The following is a 15629-nucleotide window of genomic DNA, read 5'->3' on the forward strand; positions in this document are numbered from 1 at the left end:
GACGGGATGGTATTACTCAAAATCGCGGCAGTATTCGGTATGGGGATGGCAGTAGGGGTTATGTATCGAATTCCCCGGCAGCTGTTATTTGCTGCCAGTCTGGTAGGGGTAGCGGCCTGGCTGGTTTTTTACTTTGCTGTCTCCAACAAGATGAATATTATCTTCGGCAGCTTTCTAGCCAGCCTTACCGTCGGGTTTATAGCGGAACTGCTTGCCCGGCGACTGAGAAAGCCTGCCACAGTCTTTACAACACCGGGCTTTATCCCGCTGGTTCCCGGAAGGGAAGCCTATACGACTATGCTGCATATGGTAAGAGGCGAATACATAGAAGGTGTGGCATTAGGCATGCAGACTTTATTAATTGCCGGAGCAATAGCTTTTGGAATTTTTCTTAGCGCCACCATTTACCGGTTGGTGATAAACTACCGGCTGGAAGGCGGGGTGAGCCATGCTGGAAAAAATTAAAGCCTATATTCAGCGTTATAAAATACTGAACAAGGGCGACAAAGTCGTTGTGGCCTGTTCGGGTGGACCGGACTCGCTGGCGTTGCTCTATGCTCTTAGTGAATTGCGCTCTTATTATCAGATCGAATTAGCCGTTGCGCATGTTAATCACATGTTCAGACAGGAATCAAAAGAAGAAGCTCTTTTTGTCGGGGAGGTTGCCCGCCGGTTAGGAACAGGGTATTATCAAACGGAAGTTAATGTTCCTGAATATATCCGGCAAACCGGCTTATCTGCCGAGGAGGCGGCCCGGATTGTCCGGTACCGGTTTTTATATCAGGTAGCTGAAGAGTGGCAGGCAAATAAAATTGCTGTCGGACATCACCGGGACGATCAAGCGGAAACCGTGCTTTTACATTTATTAAGAGGCAGCGGCGGTAAAGGGCTTGGAGCTATGAAGCGTGTCAGCGGCATGCTGATCCGGCCGCTGCTGGCAGTCAGCAGACAGGAAATCGAGGCTTATTGCCGGTTGCTTAATTTACAGCCTTGTGAGGATCAGTCCAATCAGAACTTGAATTTTCTGCGCAACCGAGTTCGTTTGGAGCTTATTCCTCACTTGGAAGAGCGCTATAACCCTGCTTTACGCAGCAGCTTATGCCGTACTGCAGAAATTGTCGGCGATGAACATGATTTTATTCTGCAATGCGCTCAAACGGCCTTTTTGTCAATTGGCGAGGAACAGCCTGAAAAGGTTTGCCTTAAACATAACGAACTGGCAAAATGCCATATTAGCATTCAACGGGAAATATTTCGTTTGGCAATTGAAAAAAAACAAGGGCATTTAAAAGGAATAAGTTTCTTGCATGTGGAAAATTTGATAGAAATGGCAATGAAAGGATCTGTTGGAAGCACCCTTCCTTTACCAGGAGGTTTGATAGCGCAAAAAGGTTATTCCAGTATCGAACTGGCCTTTGGCCGTGAGTGTGAATCAAAACCAAATGCTGCTTTGCCTGAATTCATGCTGAACATTCCTGGCAGTACGGTAGTACCACAGTTAGGTATTACGGTCATTGCTGAACTAAGTGGCGATTCTGTTGGAGCTCCGGTACCAGGGAAGGCTGTATTTGACTGGAGTGAATTACAGGAGCCGCTAGTTATACGTACCCGCCGGGAGGGAGACCGTTTTAATCCTCTCGGAATTAAAGGCAGTAAAAAATTGAAGGATTTTTTTATTGACAGCAAAATTCCGCGATGTCAACGGGATCATATTCCATTGATCTGCGACCGGCACGGTATAATATGGGCTGCCGGTTATCGTCAGTCCGAGCGGGGAAAAGTGACAGCCAAAACAAGCCGTTTTTTGCAGCTTACTTTAAGGAAACAGGAGGATTACAGTGATTAACGACATTCAAGAAGTATTATTATCAGCAGACCAAATTGCTGCTCGGGTGAAAGAAATTGGAGAGCAGATTAGTGCCGACTATGCAGGCGAAGAAATACTCATGATCGGGGTGCTGCGAGGTGCTGTTATTTTTATGAGCGACCTGGCGCGTTCCATCAGCATTCCGGTTGCGATTGATTTTATGGCGGTTTCCAGCTATGGTGCTTCAACTACATCAAGTGGGATTGTCCGGATTTTAAAAGACCTTGATGAAGAAGTTGCCGGACGTCATATACTAGTGGTCGAGGATATTATTGATTCCGGGTTAACCCTCAATTATTTGCTGGATAATCTACATTCCCGCAAACCGGCGAGCATCCGGCTGGTTACTTTGCTGAATAAGCCGGAGCGGCGCAAAAAAGAAGTACATGTAGATTATAACGGATTTACCATTCCCGATCATTTTGTTGTTGGCTATGGGCTTGATTATGCGGAAAAATACCGCAACCTGCCATTTATCGGTATTTTAAAGCCCGAAGCGTATGAAGGAAAATAAAAAGATTAAAAATAAGAATAAGGTCGATAATAAAGTAGGAATTACTTTCATAAATTGGTGAATATATTGATATGCACAGGATAGGTACTAGTTGGTAAAATTCCATTTTTATGGTATGATAATAACCTATGGGTACACGAGATATCCTTGTTGCTCCAGCGAGAGGAGGGCTAGTGGTTGAACAAATTTTTCCGAAATGTTAGTTTCTATTTGTTGATTATCATTATAGCTATATCGATAATCGACTATTACTCATCCCGCACGACGAATAAGCAAGAAATCAGTTATACGCAATTTCTGCATCAGGTTGAAGAACAAAAGGTGGATAAGGTTACTATTGTGGATAATACCGTTCGCGGTAAGCTCAAGGATGGTACCGAATTTACGACTGTTGTCCCCAATGACCCGACGCTCATTAACACCCTGCGGGAAAAAGGTGTAGATATTAAGGCAGAACAGCCGCCGACACCGCCATGGTGGACGACGATTTTCTCCTCGATTCTGCCAATGCTGCTGCTGATTGGTGTATGGTTCTTTATTATGCAACAGACTCAGGGCGGCGGTAATCGTGTCATGTCTTTCGGCAAAAGCCGGGCAAAGTTACATAGTGAGGACAAAATTAAAGTCACCTTCAAGGATGTAGCCGGTGCTGATGAAGCTAAGCAGGAATTAGAGGAAGTCGTTGAATTCCTGAAGCATCCGAAAAAGTTTAATGATTTAGGTGCACGCATTCCGAAAGGCGTTTTGCTTTTTGGACCTCCTGGTACAGGTAAAACCTTGCTGGCCCGGGCTGTAGCCGGTGAAGCGGGAGTACCGTTTTTCAGCATCAGTGGTTCTGATTTTGTGGAAATGTTCGTGGGTGTAGGTGCATCCCGTGTCCGGGATTTGTTTGAACAGGCTAAAAAGAGCGCACCATGTATCGTATTTATTGATGAAATTGATGCAGTCGGCCGCCAGCGGGGCGCAGGCTTGGGCGGCGGTCATGACGAGCGGGAGCAGACATTAAATCAACTGTTGGTTGAGATGGATGGTTTTGGCGTCAACGAGGGCATCATCATTATTGCAGCTACTAACAGACCGGATATTCTAGACCCGGCATTATTGCGCCCAGGCCGTTTTGACCGGCAGATTACGGTAGACCGGCCGGATGTGAAAGGGCGTCTGGAAATCTTAAAGGTACATACGCGCGGTAAACCGGTAGCGAAAGATGTTGATCTGGAGATATTGGCCCGTCGTACTCCCGGATTTACCGGTGCCGATTTAAGTAATCTTGTCAATGAGGCTGCACTGCTGGCGGCTCGCCGGAGTAAAAAGCGCATTGAAATGCCTGAATTGGAAGAGGCCAGCGAACGCGTCGTTGCCGGGCCGGAGCGAAAGAGTAAAGTGATCAGTGATAAAGAACGCAGGCTGACTGCCTTTCATGAAGCAGGTCATGCTCTAGTGGGTATGTTGCTTCCTGATGCGGACCCTGTGCATAAAGTCTCGATTATTCCCAGGGGGCGTGCCGGTGGTTATACGCTGATGCTTCCTAAGGAAGACCGTTATTACGCAACCCGCTCCGAGCTGCGTGATCAGTTGAAGACATTCTTAGGCGGCCGTGTTGCCGAAGCATTAGTGTTGAAAGAAATTAGTACCGGTGCTCAAAATGACCTGGAACGGGCCACTGATTTAGTGCGTAAAATGATTACACAATGGGGTATGAGCGAAAACTTGGGGCCAATTACGTTTGGCCGCAAGCAGGAGCAAGTATTCTTAGGACGAGATATTGCTCAAGACCGTAATTACAGTGAAGAAGTTGCTTGCGCGATAGATAAGGAAGTCCGAATGCTCATTGAAGATGCTTACGCAAAAACAGAAGAAATGCTGCAAACCAATATGGATAAATTACATCTTATTGCTAATGCTTTAATGGAAAAAGAAACACTTGAGGCAAATGAATTGGAACAACTGCTGAAAGAGGGGAAAATTTCTCCGAAAGCACCTTCTGATGAGCAGCTTGCAGATGAGTCCGCTGTTATACCGCCAGGTACTGATGACGGATCGGGCCCTAAGATCGTTTATATTTCCCGTAAGTAGCTTTGTCGTCCTGATGCCTGCCCTGTCATAAACGATATGTGACATCGGATAAGGAGGGAGAGCGATGACAAAAAAGTGGATTCCGAATTTGCTCACTGTTATTAATCTTTTTGCGGGAGTTATAGCAATCTTGCTTGCTTTTGGAGGCAAATGGCTGATTGCCGCAGGGTTAATTATGGGAGCGGCTCTGTTTGATAGTCTGGATGGCAGGATTGCGCGCCGTATGAATGCAACCAGCGAATTCGGCAGGGAATTGGATTCTCTGGCAGATTTGATTTCGTTTGGGGTTGCCCCTGCTACGATTGTCTATTTAATGTATTTTACCGATTTTGGCTGGAGCGGTTATATGCTGGCCGCATTATTTCCGGTATGTGGAGCATTGCGATTAGCCCGGTTTAATCTGGCTGCCATTCGCAGCTACTTTGTAGGATTGCCGATTACCGGTGCCGGATCCTTGCTAGCGATTTTTTCCGTTATTGGTCAGGGCATACCGGTAGCGGTGCATAGCTTGGTTGTGCTTATCTTATCGGGGCTGATGGTATCGACAATTAAAGTGCCAAAAATATAAAAAGAACGGCAGGGAGTACCCTGCCGTTTTTTGCTATTGTGGGTGAGGTTTCCTGTCGGACATTGACATATGGTTAACTTATTATTAAAATGATGATGACAATTGATCCCGAGAAAGGAGGGACGCAGCTTATGCGTACCCAGATCCTCCAGTTGCTTAGAGCGCATAGCGGTCAATACATATCAGGCGAAGATTTATCCCGGATGCTTGCAGTATCGCGCACTGCTATTTGGAAGCACATTCAGTCACTCAAAAATGAGGGATATGCAATTGAGGCCCATCCGCGCCTGGGATATACGTTGCGGCAGGCACCCGATTTGCTATCCCCCAAAGAAATTGAATCTTGCCTGCATTCGCATAGTTTAGGAAGGCAAATTCACTATTTTTCAGATGTTGGCTCTACAAATAATGAAGCGAAAAAAATAGCAGCCGATGGCTGCCCAGAGGGAACTATTGTTGTAGCTGAGGCGCAAACGGTAGGGCGGGGCAGATTATCCCGGGGCTGGTTTTCCCCATACGGTAAAGGTATATGGCTCTCAGTGGTGTTGCGACCGCCTTTTCAGCCGCAGCAAGCACCCAAGTGTACCTTAATGGCGGCAGTTGCCGTTACCAAGGCAATTCGCAGTTTTTGTGATGTGCCCTGCGGTATCAAATGGCCCAATGATATTTTATATGAGGGGAAAAAGCTAGTCGGCATTCTAACAGAAATGAGTGCTGAAATGGATGCAATTAATTATATCGTTATTGGCATGGGAGTTAATGTTAATACTTCTGCTGAAGAATTTCCGCCAGAACTGGCTGAAATCGCAACGTCTATCTTAGCTGTAAAAAATGAACCTGTTTCCCGCCTGCAGCTGTTGTGCCGGATATTGGCGGAACTGGAACTTATTTATCAGCAGGTAATTCGGGAAGGCTTTGCTCCTGTTCTGGAAGAATGGAAGACTTTGTCGGTAACGCTGGGACAAGCTGTTAATGTAATTGGCCCGGATGAGCAATATAGTGGAACAGCCGTAACGATTGACGAGGACGGTGCCTTACTGGTTGAGACGGATATGGGGCTGCGCAAGGTAATTGCCGGTGATGTTTCCATCCGCCCGCAAGCTGCCGGTAACCAGCAGTCAGCAAATAACAGTTGACAAGCACAGGGATAAGGAGTTAAAATCATGCCGATTCGCAATATGGTGCTAACAGGTTTGTTTGCTGCCTTGTTATCGATCAGCTCGCAAATCTATATCCCCATAGGCCCGGTACCCCATACGCTGCAACTCATCTTCGTGCTGCTGGCAGGTATTATGCTCGGCAGCCGATGGGGGAGTGCCAGTGTTGCTGTCTGGATATCATTGGGCGTTTTCGGTCTGCCTGTTTTTGCTCAGGGCAAAGCAGGAGCGGCGGTGCTCTTTGGTCCTACTGGCGGATTTCTTGTTGGATTTATGATTTGTGCCTGGTTAGTGGGGCGCTTAACGGAAGGGAAACAAATAAGGTATATTCGTACCCTTTTTATTATGCTGGGAAGCTTAGCGCTTGTATATCTAATCGGGCTAGCCGGATTTATGGCAAGCTTTACTTATTTCCTGCACAAACCCATGACGTGGGAAAAGGCTGCCGCTTTGTCCGTATTGCCTTTTATGCCTTTTGATATTGTGAAGGCTGTTTGTGCCGCCTATTTAGGTGTCCGTATACGAAACGTGCTGGATCGAGCTGGTTTACGGATCGGTCAGTAAAGGCATTCCATTTATTTCTAATTTAGGAGGAATTTCTTTCATGCTTCTGGTGTTTGATGTAGGGAATACCAATATCGTACTCGGTGTTTATGAGGGTGAAAAATTGCTGGTCAATTGGCGTGTATCAACGGATCGGCAAAAAACAGCTGATGAGTATGGTATGCTGATTCATAATCTTTTTGCGTATCATCAGCTTAATCCGCAAGATATCGACGCTGTTATTATTTCTTCTGTTGTACCACCGCTGATGGCACCGCTTTCCCGTATGGCTCAGCGCTATTTTGGCGTGGAGCCGCTGATCGTAGGCCCGGGAATTAAAACGGGAATTGCCATAAAATACGAGAATCCCCGCGAAGTAGGTGCGGACCGGATTGTCAATGCTATTTCAGCTTACGAAAAGTACGGTGGTCCGCTAATTATTGTAGATTTTGGCACAGCAACTACCTTTTGTGCAATTGGTCAGAACGGGGATTATCTGGGGGGAGCGATTGCTCCGGGAATTGGTATTTCAACCGAAGCGCTGTTCCAGCGGGCTGCTAAATTGCCGCGTATCGAGCTGATCAAACCGAAGTCAGTTATTTGCCGCAATACAATTACCAGTATGCAATCGGGGATTATTTTCGGCTTTGTCGGCCAGGTTGATGAAATCGTGCGCCGGATGAAAGACGAATTGGGTCAGGAAGCTTATGTAGTTGCTACCGGAGGATTGGCTAACCTTATTGCCAAAGAGTCAAAGACGATTAACGTTGTTGAGTCCTTCCTAACTTTAGAGGGCTTGCGCATGATATACGAACGCAATAAATAACTCTGAAAAGCGGAAAAGATATGTCGATATACTCTTTGCTTAGCTGAAGCGGTGTATCGGCATATTTTTCATTCGAATGCTTGTCAGTTGTTGCGGCATACTGGGAAATGAATAGTTCGGGATATAATAGTGGCAGAGGTGATCATGATGCAAATTGGTACGGTTAAGCTGGCAAATCCCGTTATTTTAGCTCCCATGGCGGGAGTTACTGATTTGCCGTTTCGCTTGCTGGTTAAAGAAATGGGCTGCGGGCTGGTTTATACGGAAATGGTTAGTGATAAAGGTCTTATATATCAAAACGAGCATACGCTGGAAATGCTGAAAATTGACGAGCGTGAACGGCCGGTGGCGCTGCAGATTTTCGGATCGGAACCGGATCCTATGGCAAAGGCTGCAAAAATAGTCGAAAAAGCCGGTGCAGATATTATTGACATTAACATGGGGTGTCCTACTCTAAAAATTGTTAAAAATGGCGAAGGCTCCGCTTTGATGCGCACGCCTGAGCTGGCGTATTCGATCATTGCCAGTGTTGTTGAGGCTGTAAACATACCGGTAACGGTTAAAATACGCAAAGGCTGGGATGACAGCTCCGTCAATGCCGTAGAGATGGCAATGCTTGCGGAAAAAGCCGGCGCTGCCGCTGTCAGTGTTCATGGGCGGACCAGAGAACAGTTTTATTCCGGAGAAGCCGACTGGAGCATTATTAAAGCGGTTAAAGAAAATGTTGCGATTCCGGTTAATGGCAACGGTGATGTCCGAACTCCTGAAGATGCCGTGCGTCTGAGAAGTGAGACCGGTTGTGACGGTATTATGATAGGCCGGGCGGCACAAGGCAATCCTTGGCTTTTTCGCCAAGTCACGCATTATTTGTCCACAGGTAAGCTGCTGCCCGGCCCGACTATGGCCGAGCGTTTTGAAATGACGCTGCGTCACTTAGAAATGCTGGTTGCCTATAAAGGCGAACATATTGGGATTCGGGAAATGCGTCGCCATGCTGCATGGTATACGAAGGGCTTGCCTCATTCTGCAGAACTGCGCCTGAGGTTTAATCAAGCGGAAACAAGGGAAGATTTTACTGCGATTTTAAATGAATTTCGATAAGCGACTAATTGGATGGCGGTGATAGGATGTTGGTTTTCCCTGTTGCTAATGGAGTATTGCCTCGTCCTCAGGGCGGCCGTATTACCGGTATGTTTGTGGTTGAGCAAGGCGGGCAGATGCTGGCTGATATCGGCGTTGGCAATGATATTGTAGCCTGCCCGTGGGTTGTAGATGAGCAGGCGCTCTACCCGGTGGGAATAGTAAGCCGTATAGCAGATTTAGCTGAAAACAGGATAACCGATGCGGCAGGTGCGGATATACCCGTATTGATCGCGGTACTGGAAGGGCGCGAACATGTACGCTGGCATAATCTCAAACAAGCAGGTCACAATGTGTATACTGATGAGCTAGAAGAACTGGATTGGCGGTTTATGCGCAAAGAATACCCGGTGGTTTCTGGTGCAGGATGGATGCCGGAAGGCGGGTATACGGAATTCAGGGATAGTATGGACATTCCAGTCACTGTATATGGCAAGGATTTGCAGACAGGACAAGAAGTTAGCATTACGGCTAACTTGGGAGGGCTAGTAACGCAAGAACAGGCCCATACGATTGAACACGCAATGATTCGCTCTCTGCGGACTTATTGCCTGTGTACACCGCGGACTTTAGCAGACAGTATTGTACAGGAAACGGATGAGCTGAAAAAAAGTCTTGATTTCAGTATCCGTTACAGTATGCCTGAAACGCTTGGTCTGACAGCCAGCGGTGCCTGCGGCAATGCGATGACGAATATGGCGCAGATTTATTTAGCGCATGATTTTGTGCAGAATTTAGAAGCTGGAAAAAGCCTCAATGATTCACTGGCGAAAGCACGGAAAACAACAATGTCTCAACTCACTCAGGATTTGGGTCTAACCATGCAAAGCGGCCTGCGGGTCCTGCAAGGTTTAAAAAAAGGGATGAGCCATGATGATACACGATTACGTTTGGAAATCTATAAAAAAGTAATTCGACGTTTCCCGATAAGTCCATGGGAATAAGAAGAAGGCTGTTTCGACGCTAACACCAGCGGAGAAACAGCCTTCTTAGTATGCGATTGGAAAAAAATGACAATAATATATTGAGAGTAATTGAAAAATTTGTTAAAATGTGTATGTGAACAACTTTGTGCACATATACTAGATAGGAGTTGATAGTATGCTGCTAAGAATTGGTGAAAAAATTGTCAACAAGCAAAAAATTCACCAGACTGTCGAGCAGATCCTGGAAATGCGCAGTCATGGTTTTTCGCAGCAAGAAGTAGCTAACACCATTGGCGTAGACCGAACCTTTATCTCACGGCTGGAAACGGCTGGTGAAATCCGTAAGGGAGGGCGAATTGCGCTGATCGGTTTTCCTATCAAAAATTATGAGGATCTGCAGAATGTTGCCAGACAAGAAGGAGTGGAGTATTGTCTCATCCTATCAGAGCAGCAGCGATGGAATTTTGTACAAAGTAAGAGTGGTGTAGAGCTATTTAATACGATCATGGAGATTGTTGCAAAGCTGCGCCAATATGATATTGTAATCATCATTGGTTCGAATATGAGAATAAAATTAGTAGAAACCCTGCTTGATAAAGAAGTAATTGGTGTTCAAATTGGCGAATCGCCGATTGCTGATGATAAGTATGTCAATGCCGAAGAAGTACAGTCAATTATCCGCCAGCTCCAGTTCTAGGAGGCAGTATGAAGCACGTAGTTAGCATAAGTCTCGGCTCATCGAGGCGCAATCATAAAGTCGTTCAAGATTTTGGTGGTCAACCTGTTACAATCGAGCGATTAGGTACAGATGGTGATAAAGAGAAGGCAATCCGGCTTATTAAAGAGCTGGATGGGCACGTAGACGCTTTTGGACTGGGTGGCACCGATTTGTATATTTATGCCGGTGGACACCGCTACACATTTTTGGAATCTAAGCGTATTGTGGCGGCTGCCCGTACAACTCCCATCGTTGACGGCAGCGGTTTGAAAAATACCCTTGAAAGGCGCGTAGTCGACTATTTAGTGAAACAACAGGGATTCCTGTTTGAGAATAGGCCTGTGCTAATGGTGTGTGCTGTTGACCGGTTCGGTTTAGCCGAGGCTCTTGTCGGAGTTAAGAGCAAGGTGGTGTTTGGTGATTTGTTGTTTGGGCTGGGAGTTCCGCTCCCGATTCGGACCTTATCAGGCTTAGCCCGTTTGGCACAGATTGTAGCACCTGTTGTGACAAAATTACCTGTTCGTTTTTTCTATCCTACAGGCGATAAGCAAGTCAACAATACACCCCGCTTTAGCAATTACTTTCATCAGGCAGAGGTAATTGCCGGTGATTTTCATTTTATTCGCCGTTATATGCCGCCGTCGCTTGCCGGAAAGACGCTAATTACCAATACCGTCACTGCGGAAGATCAGATGTTGTTGAAAGAGCGGGGGGTTGCTGCATTAGTAACGACTACTCCTGATATGGGAGGCCGTTCATTTGGAACCAATGTTTTAGAGGCGGTATTAATTGCTCTTGCCGGACCAGAGTCCAGGCCGTTAACGCCATTGGCTTATGAAGCGTTGTTAGATCAGTTAAAGATATACCCAAGGATAACACGGTTTTCTTAAGGAGGCATTTCCATGGAAAAGTTTGCGTTTATCGTTCACCCACTTACGGCCAAGGATTTCAGCCGGAAGTTTCCGGTTGCAAAGAATTGGTCTGACGGCTTTGTTGAAGGCATCATGAAGTATATACCACCCTTTAAAGTATCCAATATTACTGGAATAGAGTCACCCAAAGCTGCAGCGCAAGGCTGGTTTGTCGGTTGCCCGCTGACATCTCGTCAAATGGTGGAGATGCCGGAAGCTTATGTTGTCAACAAGATTATTAAAGCAGGCAAAGTAGCTGAGAAGCTGGGCGCTAAAGTAGTGGGCCTGGGAGCTTTTACTTCAATAGTCGGTGATGCAGGTATTACGATAGCACAAAACTTAAAGATTGCTGTGACAACTGGTAACAGCTATACTGTAGCTACTGCCCTTGAGGGCGTACGGCAGGCTGCAAAAGTCATGGGGAAAAGCATGGACAGAACCAATGTTGTTATTTTAGGGGCTACAGGTTCTATTGGTGCTGCTTGTGCACAGATATTAGCCAGAGAAGTACGTTATCTAACCTTGGTTGCCAGAAATGAAGCTAAATTGGAAAGAATTGCCGAACAAATTTTAAAATCTACAGGATTAGCCGTGCGGATTACAGCAAATACTAAAGCCACTCTAAGAGCGGCAGATATTGTTATTGCCGTTACAAGTGCGGTAGACAGCATTATTGAGCCTGAGGATTTAAAGCCCGGCGCAATTGTCTGCGATGTTGCCCGTCCCCGCAATGTATCACGCCGCGTTGCTGAAATGCGTAAAGACGTATTGGTGATTGAAGGCGGTGTCGTTGAAATACCCGGAGATGTCAATTTTGGCCTTAACTTTGGTTTTCCTCCCAAAACTGCTTATGCCTGCATGGCTGAAACCATGATACTAGCATTAGAAAAGCGTTATGAACATTTTACATTAGGCCGTGATTTGACGGTAAAGCAGGTGGAGACCATTGATCAATTAGCTAAAAAGCACGGATTTAAGTTAGCTGGGTTCCGGAGTTTTGAACGGGCACTTACCGTAGAGGAAATAACATTGATAAAGCTCAATGCTACAGCTAGGGGGGAAGTAAAAGAAGAAGTAGGCTAGAAAATATTGACAAACGCTTATTTAGCGCCTATAATAATGCCATATATCTGGCGTGAGTCAGATGCCGATAAAAGTGTCAAGTTCTACTTGACACTATTTATATTGCCTGTTACGTTAAATTGACACAAACAAAGAGGTACTGAATTAGATAGTAAAGATTACTTTTAAGCAATAAAGGGGAGCAAAATAATGGCGGAAAAGCAGACAATTCTTACTTCTGACGGGTTAAAGAAGATAGAACAAAAACTAGATTTTTTGAAATCCGTACGTCGCCGGGAAGTAGCTGAGCGGATCAAACAAGCCATTGAATATGGCGATATCAGCGAGAACTCGGAATATGAAGATGCAAAAAATGAACAGGCATTTATTGAAGGCGAAATTATTACCTTAGAAAAAATGCTCAGAACCGCAAAAGTTATCGATGAAGGTGAAATTAGCACTGATGTCGTGACACTGGGCTCTACTGTTACGTTAAAAGATCTCGAAGATAGTGAAATTTTTGAATATACAATTGTAGGTTCAGCGGAAGCGGATCCGATGGAATGGAAGATTTCGAATGAATCACCGGTTGGAGAAGCAATTCTCGGCCAGCCTGTTGGTAGTGTTATTGAGGTTAATGTTCCAGCAGGTGTGTTAAAATACGAAGTAATGGATATTAAGCGCCACAACTAGCGTTACGTTATGGGGGAGACTTTCATGAAAGACCAGGAACATTTACCGGAATCGACAGAGGATTTAAATGAATTAATGCGTGTAAGGCGTGAAAAAATGACTGCTATTGCGGCAAAGGATATTGAACCTTTTGGCCGTAAATATCACGTTACTTATCATGCCCACGATATTTTGAACCAATTTGAAGAGCTGGACGGCCAAACTGCCCGTCTGGCCGGTCGTCTTATGGCTGTACGAGGACATGGCAAGGCCAGTTTTGCTCATTTAATGGACATGTCAGGCCGGATACAGCTGTATTTCCGTCAAGATGTGCTTGGCGATGATTTGTATGAGAATTTTCGCCTGCTCGATATCGGTGATATAATCGGCATTGAGGGTGAAGTATTTAGAACACAAAAGGGAGAAATCAGCGTTAAAGTAACTTCCTTTGAAATACTCGCTAAGTCACTGCGTCCTCTACCGGCAAAATGGCATGGACTAAAAGATGTCGAAACCCGTTACCGTCAACGTTATCTTGATCTTATTGTTAATCCGGAAGTTCGCAATACATTTGTGCTGCGCAGTAAAATTATTAAGACGCTGCGGAGCTATTTAGACAATCGTGATTTCCTGGAAGTTGAGACTCCTATGATGCATCCGATTGCAGGTGGAGCGGCAGCGAGGCCGTTTGTTACGCATCATAATGCTCTGGACATGAAATTATATATGCGTATTGCTCCTGAACTTTATCTAAAACGCCTGATCGTAGGCGGTTTTGAAAAAGTATACGAGGTTAACCGCGTTTTCAGGAATGAAGGAATTTCGATTCGGCATAATCCGGAGTTTACTCTAGTAGAGTTGTATCAGGCTTATGCTGATTATGAAGATGTCATGAGATTGACGGAAGATTTAGTCTCTCATGTTGCGTTAGAAGTATTAGGCACTACCCAGATAACATATCAAGGGCAGGATATTGACCTGACGCCTCCGTGGAACCGGTTAACTATGCCCGAAGCGATTAAAAAGTATTCGGGGGAGGATTTTTCTGCTGTAACAACGGTTGAAGAAGCGAGAGCGATTGCAGACCGAGTTGGCGTACATTATGAAAAGAAAGACGGGATTGGCAATATCTTGAATCATGTGTTTGAAGGTGTTGCCGAGCAGCATTTAATTCAACCAACCTTTATCATCGGACATCCGCTGGAAATTTCACCGTTAGCCAAAAAGAATAAAGAGAACCCTGCTATTACGGATCGCTTTGAGGCATTTATCTTTGGCCGTGAAATTGCGAACGGCTTTTCTGAATTGAATGACCCGATTGATCAAAAGGAGAGATTCCTCGGTCAGGTTGCACAGCGTGACTCTGGAGACGACGAAGCTCACATGATGGATGAGGACTATGTTAACGCATTGGAGTATGGGTTGCCACCCACAGGCGGACTGGGAATTGGTATAGACAGATTAGTGATGTTTCTTACCGATACCGCTTCGATACGCGATGTTATTTTATTTCCTCACATGCGGCACAAAGAATAAGTTAGTAGAATACGGACCACATATAACACCGGGTTGGTCAAACAGCCCGGTGTTATATTGTTATTATGCAAATTTTATGAAAATTGGGATGCGGTGAGCTTGACAGTAAAGGTGAAAAAATGCTACGATACTCATGCAATAGATTACTATTGTAAAAAATATGGTTAGTTTACTTGACATCTATTTGTCATAGTGGTATTATGTAAAAGTCGCTTGTGGGCGATAAGGCAATGAAAAATAATGTTGACACAGCTTAACTGCTATGATAACATATACAAGTCGCTGTGAAAACAGTAACAGAAAATGCCGAAAAAATATGTTGACAAAACAAAATGGTTATGTTAACATAAATAAGCTGTCACCGCGACAAGCGATGACAACGAAAACAAAGTGTTCCTTGAAAACTGAACAATGTAAGATGAAATAAACGCCAGATGTTAGGTGTTTCACTGAAACACCACAACGTTTTGAAGCGCAAGCTTCGAAACACAAAACAAGTAACTTTAAGAGCCATCAAGGCTCCATAAAGATAAAACTTTAATGGAGAGTTTGATCCTGGCTCAGGACGAACGCTGGCGGCGTGCCTAACACATGCAAGTCGAACGGAGTATTCAGCAATGGATACTTAGTGGCGAACGGGTGAGTAACGCGTAGATAATCTGCCTCAAAGATGGGGACAACACTTGGAAACGAGTGCTAATACCGAATGTGGTATCTTGTGTGCATACATGAGATAAAAAAGATGGCCTCTGAATATGCTATCGCTTTGAGATGAGTCTGCGTCTGATTAGCTAGTTGGAGAGGTAAAAGCTCACCAAGGCGACGATCAGTAGCCGGTCTGAGAGGATGAACGGCCACACTGGGACTGAGACACGGCCCAGACTCCTACGGGAGGCAGCAGTGGGGAATCTTCCGCAATGGACGAAAGTCTGACGGAGCAACGCCGCGTGAGTGAAGAAGGTCTTCGGATTGTAAAGCTCTGTCAACTAGGACGAATGTGTGATTTGTGAATAATGAGTCATAATGACGGTACTAGAGAAGGAAGCCACGGCTAACTACGTGCCAGCAGCCGCGGTAATACGTAGGTGGCGAGCGTTGTCCGGAATTATTGGG

General features: G+C 45.5%; 15 protein-coding genes and 1 rRNA gene. All 16 read left to right on the plus strand.

All coding sequences use genetic code 11. The annotated features are described in order from the left end of the window. The first annotated feature begins 6 nt into the window (after window positions 1–6). Window positions 7–465 (plus strand): threonine/serine exporter family protein, encoded by a 459-nt coding sequence (locus EV210_RS08030; protein WP_132078212.1) that lies wholly within the window; start codon window positions 7–9, stop codon window positions 463–465. Further along, window positions 449–1846 (plus strand): tRNA lysidine(34) synthetase TilS, encoded by a 1398-nt coding sequence (tilS, locus tag EV210_RS08035; protein ID WP_132078215.1) that lies wholly within the window; start codon window positions 449–451, stop codon window positions 1844–1846. The genes EV210_RS08030 and tilS overlap by 17 nt, the downstream gene beginning before the upstream one ends. Beyond that, window positions 1839–2381: a hypoxanthine phosphoribosyltransferase gene (hpt, locus tag EV210_RS08040; RefSeq protein WP_132078217.1), complete on the plus strand. Its 543-nt coding sequence runs from the start codon at window positions 1839–1841 to the stop codon at window positions 2379–2381. Before tilS ends, hpt begins: the two co-directional genes overlap by 8 nt. A gap of 177 nt (window positions 2382–2558) precedes the next feature. Next, complete coding sequence (ftsH, locus tag EV210_RS08045; protein ID WP_132078220.1) at window positions 2559–4457, plus strand: ATP-dependent zinc metalloprotease FtsH; 1899 nt, start codon at window positions 2559–2561, stop codon at window positions 4455–4457. A gap of 64 nt (window positions 4458–4521) precedes the next feature. Further along, entirely contained in the window at window positions 4522–5025 is a 504-nt protein-coding gene (gene pssA, locus EV210_RS08050) for a CDP-diacylglycerol--serine O-phosphatidyltransferase (protein WP_132078223.1), read from the plus strand. A 131-nt stretch (window positions 5026–5156) separates the two neighbouring features. Then, complete coding sequence (locus tag EV210_RS08055; protein WP_132078226.1) at window positions 5157–6161, plus strand: biotin--[acetyl-CoA-carboxylase] ligase; 1005 nt, start codon at window positions 5157–5159, stop codon at window positions 6159–6161. Window positions 6162–6188: 27 nt separating this feature from the next. After that, complete coding sequence (locus tag EV210_RS08060; protein WP_132078229.1) at window positions 6189–6746, plus strand: biotin transporter BioY; 558 nt, start codon at window positions 6189–6191, stop codon at window positions 6744–6746. 40 nt (window positions 6747–6786) lie between these two features. Further along, window positions 6787–7551 carry a type III pantothenate kinase gene (locus EV210_RS08065; protein WP_132078232.1) on the plus strand — a complete coding sequence of 255 codons (765 nt, stop codon included), beginning with the start codon at window positions 6787–6789 and terminating at the stop codon, window positions 7549–7551. Between the two features lie 147 nt (window positions 7552–7698). After that, window positions 7699–8652, plus strand: a complete 954-nt coding sequence (gene dusB / locus EV210_RS08070) for a tRNA dihydrouridine synthase DusB (RefSeq protein ID WP_132078323.1) — start codon at window positions 7699–7701, stop codon at window positions 8650–8652. 26 nt (window positions 8653–8678) lie between these two features. After that, window positions 8679–9635: a hypothetical protein gene (locus EV210_RS08075; RefSeq protein WP_132078235.1), complete on the plus strand. Its 957-nt coding sequence runs from the start codon at window positions 8679–8681 to the stop codon at window positions 9633–9635. 157 nt (window positions 9636–9792) lie between these two features. Beyond that, complete coding sequence (locus tag EV210_RS08080) at window positions 9793–10314, plus strand: transcriptional regulator (protein WP_132078238.1); 522 nt, start codon at window positions 9793–9795, stop codon at window positions 10312–10314. A gap of 8 nt (window positions 10315–10322) precedes the next feature. After that, entirely contained in the window at window positions 10323–11225 is a 903-nt protein-coding gene (locus EV210_RS08085) for a quinate 5-dehydrogenase (RefSeq protein ID WP_132078241.1), read from the plus strand. Window positions 11226–11237: 12 nt separating this feature from the next. Further along, on the plus strand, window positions 11238–12329 hold the full coding sequence (locus tag EV210_RS08090) for a saccharopine dehydrogenase NADP-binding domain-containing protein (protein ID WP_132078244.1): 1092 nt from the start codon (window positions 11238–11240) through the stop codon (window positions 12327–12329). 189 nt (window positions 12330–12518) lie between these two features. Then, window positions 12519–13001: a transcription elongation factor GreA gene (gene greA / locus EV210_RS08095; RefSeq protein ID WP_132078247.1), complete on the plus strand. Its 483-nt coding sequence runs from the start codon at window positions 12519–12521 to the stop codon at window positions 12999–13001. A gap of 24 nt (window positions 13002–13025) precedes the next feature. Then, window positions 13026–14516, plus strand: a complete 1491-nt coding sequence (gene lysS / locus EV210_RS08100) for a lysine--tRNA ligase (RefSeq protein ID WP_165898834.1) — start codon at window positions 13026–13028, stop codon at window positions 14514–14516. 537 nt (window positions 14517–15053) lie between these two features. Continuing rightward, a 16S ribosomal RNA gene (locus EV210_RS08105) occupies window positions 15054–15629 on the plus strand; the annotation flags it as partial.

It is taken from the genome of Anaerospora hongkongensis, from assembly GCF_004339805.1.
Lineage (GTDB): Bacteria > Bacillota > Negativicutes > Sporomusales > DSM-15969 > Anaerospora > Anaerospora hongkongensis.

Coding starts and splice junctions, on each gene's coding strand:
- dusB (WP_132078323.1), top strand. CDS start 7,699: ATGCAAATTGGTACGGTTAAGCTGGCAAATCCCGTTATTTTAGCTCCC.
- EV210_RS08090 (WP_132078244.1), top strand. CDS start 11,238: ATGGAAAAGTTTGCGTTTATCGTTCACCCACTTACGGCCAAGGATTTC.
- greA (WP_132078247.1), top strand. CDS start 12,519: ATGGCGGAAAAGCAGACAATTCTTACTTCTGACGGGTTAAAGAAGATA.
- pssA (WP_132078223.1), top strand. CDS start 4,522: ATGACAAAAAAGTGGATTCCGAATTTGCTCACTGTTATTAATCTTTTT.
- EV210_RS08055 (WP_132078226.1), top strand. CDS start 5,157: ATGCGTACCCAGATCCTCCAGTTGCTTAGAGCGCATAGCGGTCAATAC.
- tilS (WP_132078215.1), top strand. CDS start 449: ATGCTGGAAAAAATTAAAGCCTATATTCAGCGTTATAAAATACTGAAC.
- EV210_RS08080 (WP_132078238.1), top strand. CDS start 9,793: ATGCTGCTAAGAATTGGTGAAAAAATTGTCAACAAGCAAAAAATTCAC.
- EV210_RS08085 (WP_132078241.1), top strand. CDS start 10,323: ATGAAGCACGTAGTTAGCATAAGTCTCGGCTCATCGAGGCGCAATCAT.
- lysS (WP_165898834.1), top strand. CDS start 13,026: ATGAAAGACCAGGAACATTTACCGGAATCGACAGAGGATTTAAATGAA.
- EV210_RS08075 (WP_132078235.1), top strand. CDS start 8,679: ATGTTGGTTTTCCCTGTTGCTAATGGAGTATTGCCTCGTCCTCAGGGC.
- EV210_RS08060 (WP_132078229.1), top strand. CDS start 6,189: ATGCCGATTCGCAATATGGTGCTAACAGGTTTGTTTGCTGCCTTGTTA.
- EV210_RS08030 (WP_132078212.1), top strand. CDS start 7: ATGGTATTACTCAAAATCGCGGCAGTATTCGGTATGGGGATGGCAGTA.
- EV210_RS08065 (WP_132078232.1), top strand. CDS start 6,787: ATGCTTCTGGTGTTTGATGTAGGGAATACCAATATCGTACTCGGTGTT.